Genomic DNA, 10,820 nt, shown 5'->3' with positions numbered 1-10,820 from the left:
CGCATCCAAAAAGCGGGCGCAGCCGGGGGCCTGGAGAGGCTTCCGGCAGGCTTGGAAAATTAAGGGATTTGGCAGGCGGGGGGTGACATGGGAAGCGGGGACAAGGAGGAACTGGGTTGGTTCAATCTGTGGTAGGAGTGCCCACCACAGCCCCATTCAAGGGGTTTTCAGCTTCAGGTGACGCGCATACCACGGCCGCTTCGGCACCCGTTTGAACAGGCCCTGCAGGCTGTTTTCGTCCTCACCAAAGGTAATGCGCAGCGCCAGCTTCATGACCTCCGGGTCCATCTCCATCGACTTGCCCACCTGCAACCCCGGTGTGGTGCTGCAGCCATGGGTGTCCGGGCCCAGCCAGGGGTCGCCGACTTCCACCCAGCGCCCCGGCGCGAACCAGGCCACGCCGTTGACTTGCAGGCGCTGGACTTCGCCCGGATTGAAGCGTTCATGGGCACGGAACCAGTCTTCGATGCGGTCGTCGATCCAGCCGTGGAAATGCCAGAACACCGGGTTGACGTGGGAAGAAAACGGGTCACCGAGGAAGTCGTTTTCCGCTGCATACCAGCGCGCAGCAAAGTCGGAAGGGTCACGGGCCATGGGCACGGGGGCACCATTGGAGGGGTCGCGTGGCACCGAGGCCCAACGCATGTGCAGCCAGTCGTGCAGGCCCAGTTCCATTTCGGAGCCCAACTGGCCTAGGGTGAATTTGGCCAGGTAGCGCGGGTCGCGGTATTGGGACTCCCACACTTGGAAATTGCTGTGATAAGTCTCGGCGGCCTTGATGTCGCTGACCCACTGGGTGTACTCGGTGTCGTCCGGTGCCGACCAGGTGGGCGGCAGTGCGAAACCGTCGTGGTTGTCGAAATAGCGCAAAAAGCCGTGGCGATCACGCTCCAAGGCCGGTTGCGGCTCGGGGAATTGCGGCCATGAAGGCAGATCCTGCATTGAGCGCGCAGTGCCGAGCATGTGGCGGTGCATGAAGAAGAAGTCGATACCCGAGCCGTTGCGGTCTTTGCGCTTGCCCCGCGCATCGCGTTCCTGGCCGCGCGGGCCGGGTTGCCAGCCGATACCGCGCAAGGCCTCGCGCTTTTCCTCGGGGAGTTTGTGCCACTGGTCACGGGTGGCGTGCCACAGCTGGTGGAAAAGACGGTGTTCGGGAGCAATCAGCCAAGCCAGCAAGGTCGGATTGAGGCCGATGCGTTGGCGGGCTTCGGGGAACCATTGCTTATGGGCGATGAAACGGTTATCGCGCTCGACCAAGGCCAGGGGACGATCCAGGTCGAGAATCTGCCCGCTGAGGGTGCTACTGCCCGCGTTGGCAAAATCAGCCCAGACCTGGTCGAGGGTCATCTTGAATTCATAGGCGGGCGTACCGTCGGCCGAATCGCGGTCGATCAGCCGCCAGTAGAGCACGGCGCTCTCCCCCGTCAACAGGTCACCCAACACCCGGTAGCGCGGCTCGCCCTCGGCGCGCAGGTGGGCGGCGGTGTCCAGGTAACCGCGCAAACCGCGTCCACGGGGCGCAATGTCGAGCAGCAGTTGCAAATCTTGCAATGGCAGCCCTTTGAGGCCGGCGTCGCGGCCTTCCAGGCGCAGGTCCCACACCCCACGCAGGGTGTTCGCCAGGTGCTGGCCGGCGGTGTCGGCCAGGTCCACCGTGGCTTCGCCGGGGGTGATGGGGAATTCTTCTTCGCGCGTCAACTCGCGATGGGCATAGAAGGCGGCCGGCACCGCGGCGCCTGTCAGCGCCAGGCCTGCGATGAACCCACGTCGAGAGATGGTCATTGTCTACCTTAGGAAACGGCTTTATCAGAGCTAGAACGTTTGCCCGCCGGGGAAATTTACCGAGGCGCCCTCGCCGCCTAAATTTTGCCGCCGATCACTCGTTCTTCCCTGATAGCGAAGGCCTCAACTGACTGAGATGGCAATGACAAAACCACGTTCGAAAAAGGCGCTGTACATCGGCTTGCCACTGGCACTGGCCATCAGTGCCGGGGCCGGCTTCCTGGTCTGGGATCACTGGTTCAAGGGCAATGCCGGTTACCCGCTGGCGGTGATCAAGCAGGCCAACGAAATGCAGGATCGACTGCTGTCGTTCGACAGCCATATCACCGTGCCCGTGGATTTCGGCACTGCCGGCAACGAAGCGGACAAGGACGGCGAAGGCCAGTTCGATCTGGTCAAGGCGGCACGCGGGCGTTTGTCCGGCGCAGCGCTGACCATCTTTGGCTGGCCGGAAATCTGGAACGGCCCCAATGCGCCGCACAAACCCACCGACGGTTTTGTCGAAGCCGCGCGCAACGAGCAGGAAGTGCGCTACAAGATCATCAGCGGCATGGTGCGCGACTTCCCCAATCAGGTCGCCATCGCCTACACCCCGGATGACTTCCGGCGCCTGCATGGCGAAGGCAAGTTTGCGATCTTTATCAGCATGCTCAACGCCTACCCACTGGGCAACGACTTGAACCAGTTGGACCTGTGGGCGGCGCGCGGCATGCGCATGTTCGGCTTCAGCTATGTGGGCAATAATGCCTGGTCGGACTCATCGCGGCCGCTGCCGTTTTTCAACGATTCCACTGACGCCCTTGATGGCTTGTCGGATATCGGCAAACAAGCGGTGCACCGCCTCAATGACCTGGGGGTGATCATCGACGTGTCGCAAATGTCGACCAAGGCCCTGGAGCAAGTGGCGCAATTGAGCCGCACGCCAATGGTGGCGTCCCATTCGGCGCCACGTGCCTCCGTGGATATCCCGCGCAACCTGAGCGACAAAGAGCTGCAACTGATCAAGCAGAGCGGCGGCGTGGTGCAGATCGTCGGCTTCTCCGCCTACCTGCGCCCACTGAGCCAGCCGACCCAGGACAAGCTCAACGCGCTGCGCGCCCGCTTCGACCTGCCGCCCCTGCCCAACCTGGCCGTGGCGCTGATGCCAGGCGACGCGATCATTGCCGCCTGGCCCGAACACAAGTTCGGCGAATACGCTGGCGCGCTGTACGGCATCCTCGATGAAGAACCGAAGGCCACGCTCAAGGACCTGGGGGACGCCATTGACTACACCGTGCGCAAGATCGGCATCGACCATGTCGGCCTGTCGTCGGACTTCAACGATGGCGGCGGCGTCCAGGGTTGGAACAACGTCGGCGAAATACGCAACGTCACGGCCGAACTGATCCAGCGCGGCTACTCCGAAGCCGATATCGCCAAGCTGTGGGGAGGCAACTTCCTGCGCGTATGGGACCAGGTCCAAAAATCCGCCAAGCCCTTGGCCAATCGTTAATCATCCAGAAGCCAGTCCATGACCGACCGCCGTACCTTTCTCAAGCAGGCTGGGGTATTTGCCGCCAGCCTGCCACTGGGCGCCGCCCTGCTCCCGCAGGCCATCGCCGCCAACGCTCCACCCGATGACCCATGGACGGGACTCAAGCAACTGTTCAACCAGGACCCGAACTACCTGCATTTTTCCAACTTCCTGGTAGCCACTCACCCCAAGCCGGTGCGCGAGGCCATCGAACGCTACCGCGCGCAGATCGACCGCAACCCTGGGCTGGCCATGGACTGGGACCTGCAGGAAACCTGGAAACGCGAAGGCCAGGTGCGCGAGTGGGCTGGCCGCTACCTGAAGGCCACACCACCGCAGATCGCCCTGACCGGCAGCACTTCCGAAGGTTTGGCGATGATTTATGGCGGGATCAAGGTGCGGCCTGATCAGGAAATCCTCACCACCGTCCACGAACACTATGCCACCGAGTTCAGCCTGGATTTCCGCGTGCGCAAGGAGCAGACCCAAGTCCGCAAAATTAGCTTGTTCGACAACGCCCATCGGGTGTCCGCCGACGAGGTGCTGGGCAACATACAGCGCAATATCCGCCCCAACACCCGCGTACTGGGCATGACCTGGGTGCAGTCCGGCAGCGGCGTGAAGCTGCCCATCGGCGAGATCGGCAAGCTGGTGGAAGAACATAACCGCAACCGTGACGAGCAGGACCGTATCCTCTACGTAGTGGACGGCGTGCACGGTTTCGGCGTGGAAAACCTCGATTTTCCGGACATGCACTGCGACTTTTTCATCGCCGGCACTCACAAGTGGATGTTCGGCCCACGCGGCACGGGCCTTGTCTGCGCCCGCGACCCGCAGAACAACGACGTGACCCCGATGGTGCCGACCTTCTCCGAAGACAAGGACTTCGCCACCAGCATGACGCCAGGCGGCTACCACGCCTTCGAGCATCGCTGGGCGGCGGACGAAGCGTTCAAGCTGCACCTGCAACTGGGCAAGGCGCAGGTGCAAGCGCGCATCCACGCACTCAATACCGAACTGAAAGAGCAATTGCTGGCCCACCCAAAAATCGAACTGGTCACCCCGCGCAGCCCAGAACTGTCGGCGGGCTTTACCTTCTTCCGCGTCAAGGGCCAGGACAGTGATGCCGTCGCGGCCTACATGATGAAAAACCGCGTCGTGATCGACGCCGTGGACCGCGATGTCGGCCCCGTCATCCGCACCTCCCCCGGCCTACTCAACTCTTCCGCCGAGATCCAGCGCTTCATGACCCTGCTGAACCAGCGGGCGTGACGCACACCTTTTCCCCTTTGAATGAGAGGCCCACATGAACAAACCCCTCACAGCCCTGGCGCTCACCGCCCTGTGCGGCGCCTTGCTGCCCACCCTGGCCCAGGCCGCCGCGCCGCAACCCGGCAAGGTGTTCAAGGACTGCAAGGACTGCCCGGAAATGGTGGTGCTGCCCGCTGGCACCTTCACTATGGGCACGCCCGAGGATGAAGTCGGCCGCGAGCCGGATGAAGGCCCGATGCATGAAGTGACCTTCGCCAAGCCGTTTGCCATGAGCCGTTTTCATATCACCGCTGGCGAATGGGACAGCTACGTGCGCCAGACCGGCGTGAAGATCGCCGATGGCGACACCCGCCCCGGCCGCGAATGTATCGCCAGCAAGCCACGCTATCCCCAAGGCCCGCGCCAGCCGGCGGTGTGCATGGACATGGATGACATCAAACGCTATGTGGCCTGGCTGTCGAAAAAGACCGGCCAGCAATACCACATGGTCAGCGAGTCCCAGCGTGAGTACGCCGCGCGCGCCGGCTCTACCGGGCCGTTCCCCTTCCCGTTCGATGAAGGCAAGGACTACAGCATCGCCAAGCACGCCAATACCTATGGCCCCGCAGATGGCTACAGCTATTCGTCACCGGTCGGCAGCTACCCGCCGAATGCGTTTGGCATGTACGACATGCATGGCAACGTTTACGAACGAGTGGCCGACTGCGAACACCCCAACTACATCGGCGCGCCTACCGATGGCAGCGCGTGGATGGAGCCTAACTGCGAGGGTTACATGATTCGGGGTAATGACTGGGGTGAAGCGCCGGTGTTTTCGCGCTCGGGTAACCGCAACACGATCTACCCGCAGACGCGCGGGGATTGGATTGGGTTTCGGGTAGTACGCGACCTGTAACACACAGGAGATTTAATGTGGGAGCAAGCCCGCTCCCACATTTTTAACCGTGCCCGCGTTAGATTCCTTTTTGGGCCAGCAACGCCAATCCTTCATGCAACGCCGGGAACAGGCTGTTATTGAAGTTGTTCCAGCGCAACTCAAGGATGGTGTCTTGCGGCGTGATTTCGGTCTTGAGCACGTCGTGGAACACTTCACCCGAATCGATGCCGTTGTCCACGTAGTGGAAAGACGCACCGGTGAGGTACAGCGGCTCCGATGGCGTGGTGGCCTTGGTCGCCCAATCCGTGATCGTCAAACCACGCGCACCGTACAAGGCGTTCCAGGTGGCATAGGCACCGCGGCGCTCGTACGGCGATTCAATGCGGGTAATGCCCGGATGGATGTTCATGATACGACGGGCAAATGGCGCACCGGGACGCACCAGTTCATCCAGGATCACCAGCAAACCGTCCAGCACCACGATATCGGCCTTCAACTCCACCAGCGTGTCGTGCAGGCGGCGCTCGAAGTCCTGCTTGCCGGCGATGTGTTCCGCACTTCCCCGTGGCAGGCGTCGATAGGTCGACGGCACGCTCAGCAGCAAGTCATTGACCAGACGTCCCTGTACGCGCAGGTCGGCCGGATACAACCATTGGCGGCCAGGTTTGTAGGCAAAACCGTAGTCGGCCACCAATTGCTGGTCCCGCGGGTTCTGCTCGTCGTCGTCATACACCACGCCCACAAGGTTGTAGGCCTCGCCCAGCGGCGTGTCGTTCAGCGCCCCCGCCAGGGATTCCAACACCGACATCATGTAGCGCTCATGGTCCTTGTAGGCCACCGGCTGCCCGGCCTTGTCAGCCGCGGCATTGCGCAGGGACCACACGTACACCAGATTCTTTTTCGTCATTGTTTCGCTCTCGCTGGATAGATCAGGCACGCGCCAATACGCGTGCGCCTACACCACAAGAACGAACCAGCCACCGTGCAATTTATCCACCCCCGCCACCATCGGGCACACCGAGCTAAATAGTCGCGCCAATCCTTCGTTTGTCATGGGTAAGGGTCTGTGTGCCCAGCCCCCTCTTTTTCACTTTCCGGGAAGTATTTATGACCGACCCCAAGCGCGGCGCCTTCAGCGGTTTGCTCGCATTGCTCAGGCCCTTTCGCACCATCGTGACGGTCTCCGTCGGCCTAGGCATGGCCGGCGGCCTGGCCATCACGTTGCTGCTGGCGACCATCAACAATGCCCTGCACTCCTCCACCGGAATGACGCAGGGGGTGATTCTGACGTTTGCGGCGCTGTGCCTGCTGGCACTGACCAGTTCGATCGTCTCGGATATCGGCACCAACTACGTCGGCCAGCGGATTATCGCGGCCCTGCGCAAGGACCTGGGCGAAAAGGTGCTATCGGCGCCTATTGAACAGATCGAGCAGTATCGCTCCCACCGCCTGATTCCGGTGCTGACCCATGACGTCGACACCATCAGCGATTTCTCCTTCGCGTTCACCCCACTGGCCATCGCGACCACCGTCACCCTCGGCTGCCTGGGCTACCTGGCGTACCTTTCGGTACCAATGTTCCTGATGATGATCGTTGCCATCGTCATTGGCAGCAGCGTGCAATTTATCGCAGGCCACAAGGGCATCCGCGGCTTCGACGAGGCCCGCGACCAGGAGGACGAGCTGCAACGCTATTACTCTGCGATCGCCTCGGGCGCCAAGGAGCTGCGTATTCACCGGCCACGCCGCTACCGCATGAACACGCACCGCATCCAGAAAACCGCCGACCGCATCAGCGACATCCAGGTGCGCTCGGTGAACATCTATATCGTCGCCAAGACGTTCGGCTCGATGCTGTTCTTCGTGGTCATCGGCCTGGCCCTGGCGATGCAGGCCTACAACCCCAACCCGGACCCGGCGGTGATCACAGGCTTCGTGCTGGTGCTGCTGTACATGAAAGGCCCGCTGGAGCATGTGGTGGGTTACTTGCCGATCATTGGCAAGGCACGCATTGCCTTTGCGCGCATCACCGAGCTTTCTGACCGTTTCTCGTCGCCTGAACCCCATCTGCTGATGGATGGCAGCGAAGCCCCCACGCCGGTGGTCAACAGCCTGGAATTGCGCGGCGTGAGCTACAGCCCGCCGCCGGTGGAAGGCAGCCAGCCGTTCCACCTGGGGCCGATAAACCTGAGCATCAAGCAGGGCGATATCGTGTTTATCGTGGGCGAGAATGGCTGTGGCAAGACCACCCTGATCAAACTGCTGCTTGGCCTGTATCAACCGCAGGCCGGGGAAATCCGCCTCAACGGCGAAACCGTGACCGACCCCGCGCGCGATGACTATCGCCAGTTGTTCACCACCGTATTCGCCGATTACTACCTGTTCGATGACCTGGTCCAAGGCAGCGCCACGCAGTCCCTGGACAGTGCCGCCAAGTACCTGGAGCGCCTGGAAATCGCGCACAAGGTCAGCGTCAAGGACGGCGTATTCAGCACCACCGACCTGTCCACCGGCCAGCGCAAGCGCCTGGCCCTGGTCAACGCCTGGCTGGAAGAACGCCCGGTGCTGGTGTTCGACGAATGGGCGGCCGACCAGGACCCGGCCTTCCGTCGCGTCTTCTACACCGAGTTGCTGCCGGACCTCAAGCGCCTGGGCAAGACCATCATCGTGATCAGCCACGACGACCGCTATTTCGATATTGCCGACCAGTTGGTGCGCCTGCGCGCCGGCCAAGTGGTGCACGAAATGGAACCGGCGTGAATTTCTTTTCCGGTTTCTGCAGGTAGGAACGTCTCACTAGTGGTAATGAGAATTGACCTCAATAAACACCTATAAACTGCCAACCTAAAACATAGAAGAGAACTCATCCATGTCAGTAAGACTCGGTCTCAGCCCTCTGAGCAAAGCGCTATCCATGCGAAGGGCCCTGAACTTCAACCTCAAGCCTTGTGCCCTCGCCCTTGCGGTGTCCTTGCCCATGGCTGGTTATGTACAGGCCCAAGAGATCGAGATCGATATTCCTGCACAACCGTTGGGGACGGCGTTGCAGGCGTTTGGTCGCCAGACCAATCTGCAGGTGCTGTACAGCCCGACGGATGTGCAGGGTAAAACCAGTGTTGCAGTGAAAGGCAAGCTTGAGCCGACCAAAGCTATCGCCAGCCTGCTAAAGGGCACAGGCGTCAACTATGGCCTGCAAGGCAATGCTGTGACCATTAGCGCCAGCGGCGGATCCGCCCTGGAACTGGGTACCACCCAGGTCATGGCCAACCAGTTGGGTACGGTCACCGAGGGCACGGGCTCCTATACCCCCGGCACCATCGCTACCGCTACACGCATGGTTCTGACACCCCGCCAGACACCGCAATCAATCTCGGTGGTCACACGCCAGGCCATGGATGACTTCGGCCTGACGGGTATCGACAGTGTCATGCGCCACACGCCGGGCATTACCGTGTCGACGTATGACAGCGAGCGTACCAACTACTATTCACGCGGATTTGCCATCCAGAACTTCCAGTACGATGGCATTCCAATGACGCGCAACGCGCCCTACTCCGCCGGCCAGACCCTGACCGACATGGCGATCTACGACCGCGTCGAGGTACTCAAGGGCGCCACCGGGCTGCTGACCGGCGCCGGCGGCCCGGGCGGGACCATCAACCTGGTGCGTAAAAAACCGACTTCGGTGTTCCAGGGCCACATCGAACTGGGTGCGGGCTCCTGGGATAAATATCGCTCGGAAGTCGATGTCAGCGGTCCGCTGACGGAAACCGGCAACGTCCGCGGCCGGGCCGTCGCCGCCTACCAGAAAGAACACTCGTTCATGGATCACTATGAACGCAAGACCAGTGTGTTCTACGGCATTCTCGAGTTCGACCTGGACGAGGACACTCTGCTGACCGTCGGCGCCGACTATCAGGACAACGATCCGAAAGGCTCCGGCTGGTCCGGCAGCCGCCCCATCTATGACCGGGCCGGTAACACGATCAGCCTGCCGCGCTCGTTCAACAACGGCGCCAAGTGGAGCAAATGGGAGCAGTACTCGCGCACCGCGTTCGCCACCCTCGAGCACACCTTCGACAACGGCTGGGTCGCCAAAGGCCAATACAACCACCAGATCAACGGCTATAACGCCCCGCTGGGCTCCCTCACGCGGCCAGATCCCGTGACGGGGCTGTCCTCGATCTACGGCAACAAGTTCACCGGTGAAACCGTCAGCGACAGCGGCGATGTGTACCTGACCGGTCCCTTCAGCCTTTTCGGTCGCGAGCATGAACTGGTGGTCGGCTCATCGATCTCTTCTTCACACTGGGTGGGCAAGGACTACTACAGCCCGACCTACATCAACAACGTTCACGACTTCTACAACTGGAATGGCGACAGCATCGAACCGGATTGGGGCAAAGTGGGCTTCAAGAACGACGAAACCACACGCCAGACCGGCAACTACATGACCGCGCGCTTCAGCCTGATGGACGATCTGCACCTGTTGTTGGGTACGCGGGTCGCCAATTACCAGGTGACCGGCACCAGCGACACCAAGGACACCGGCAAAGTCATCCCGTATGCCGGGTTGGTCTATGACCTCAACGACAACTACTCCTTGTACGCCAGCTACACCGACATCTATCTGCCCCAAACGGCTTACCGCGATACCAGCAACAAAATGCTCGAACCGGATGAAGGCACCAACTACGAGATCGGCCTCAAGGGTGAGTTCTACGACGGTCGCCTGAATGCCAGCCTGGCTTACTTTGAAATCAAGGAGGAAAACCGCGCTGAAGCCGACTTGAACTACAGCGGCATATCGCTGATCGACAACCCTTATAAAGGTATCAAAGCCAAGACCAAGGGCTTCGAAGCGGAAATCTCCGGCGAACTGGCCCCCGGCTGGCAGCTGCAAGCTGGCTACACCCATAAAGTCATTCGTGACCAAAGCGGCGAAAAGGTCTCCACTTGGGAGCCGGAAGACCAAGTCAACCTCTACACCACCTACAAACTCAAGGGGCCTCTGGATAAGCTGACCCTGGGCGGTGGTGTACGCTGGCAGGGGGAAGGTTGGCAGGTGCTGACCAACCCCACCACAGACCGCAAGGACAAATTTGCGCAAGACCCCTACTGGCTGGTGGACGTGATGGCCCGCTACCAGGTGACCGAGAGCGTCTCTGCCACAGTCAACGTCAACAACGTGTTCGACAAGAAGTACTACACCAACATCGGGTTCTACAACTCGGCGTACTACGGTGACCCACGCAATGTGATGCTGACGACGCGCTGGAGCTTCTAAGCTCGGGTAACAACAATAGCCCCTGGCCACTTGAATGGTCAGGGGCTTTTTTATGGGCGCGTGCCCATCGCGTACAAATGATTATGCAT

At 61.0% G+C, this 10,820-nt stretch carries 7 protein-coding genes; 5 read left to right on the top strand and 2 right to left on the bottom strand.

Going from position 1 to position 10,820, the window contains the following annotated elements; all coding sequences use genetic code 11:
• Window positions 1-156: 156 nt before the first annotated feature.
• Entirely contained in the window at window positions 157-1,782 is a 1,626-nt protein-coding gene (locus H096_RS07020; protein WP_033897436.1) for a hypothetical protein, read from the bottom strand.
• A 142-nt stretch (window positions 1,783-1,924) separates the two neighbouring features.
• Between H096_RS07020 and pvdM the strand changes: the two genes are divergently transcribed.
• From pvdM to H096_RS07005, 3 genes are read left to right on the top strand one after another with little or no spacing between them, the layout of a single operon-like run.
• Window positions 1,925-3,274: a pyoverdine-tailoring dipeptidase-like protein PvdM gene (pvdM, locus tag H096_RS07015; protein ID WP_033897435.1), complete on the top strand. Its 1,350-nt coding sequence runs from the start codon at window positions 1,925-1,927 to the stop codon at window positions 3,272-3,274.
• A gap of 18 nt (window positions 3,275-3,292) precedes the next feature.
• A complete protein-coding gene (locus H096_RS07010) occupies window positions 3,293-4,567 on the top strand; it encodes an aminotransferase class V-fold PLP-dependent enzyme (RefSeq protein ID WP_033897434.1) in 1,275 nt (424 codons plus the stop codon).
• A gap of 34 nt (window positions 4,568-4,601) precedes the next feature.
• Complete coding sequence (locus H096_RS07005) at window positions 4,602-5,462, top strand: formylglycine-generating enzyme family protein (RefSeq protein WP_033897433.1); 861 nt, start codon at window positions 4,602-4,604, stop codon at window positions 5,460-5,462.
• A gap of 58 nt (window positions 5,463-5,520) precedes the next feature.
• On the opposite strand, the gene H096_RS07000 is transcribed toward H096_RS07005, so the two are convergent.
• Window positions 5,521-6,351 carry a N(5)-hydroxyornithine transformylase PvdF gene (locus H096_RS07000; protein ID WP_033897432.1) on the bottom strand — a complete coding sequence of 277 codons (831 nt, stop codon included), beginning with the start codon at window positions 6,349-6,351 and terminating at the stop codon, window positions 5,521-5,523.
• Between the two features lie 200 nt (window positions 6,352-6,551).
• Here H096_RS07000 and H096_RS06995 point away from each other — a divergent pair, with 200 nt between their 5' ends.
• Both H096_RS06995 and H096_RS06990 read left to right on the top strand, forming a co-directional pair.
• Window positions 6,552-8,204 (top strand): cyclic peptide export ABC transporter, encoded by a 1,653-nt coding sequence (locus H096_RS06995; protein WP_033897431.1) that lies wholly within the window; start codon window positions 6,552-6,554, stop codon window positions 8,202-8,204.
• Between the two features lie 154 nt (window positions 8,205-8,358).
• A complete protein-coding gene (locus H096_RS06990) occupies window positions 8,359-10,731 on the top strand; it encodes a TonB-dependent siderophore receptor (protein ID WP_033897430.1) in 2,373 nt (790 codons plus the stop codon).
• The last annotated feature ends 89 nt before the right edge of the window (window positions 10,732-10,820 follow it).

The organism is Pseudomonas sp. FH1 (assembly GCF_000510895.2).
Taxonomy (GTDB): domain Bacteria; phylum Pseudomonadota; class Gammaproteobacteria; order Pseudomonadales; family Pseudomonadaceae; genus Aquipseudomonas; species Aquipseudomonas azotoformans_A.
This window is presented reverse-complemented; position numbering and strand designations above follow the sequence as displayed.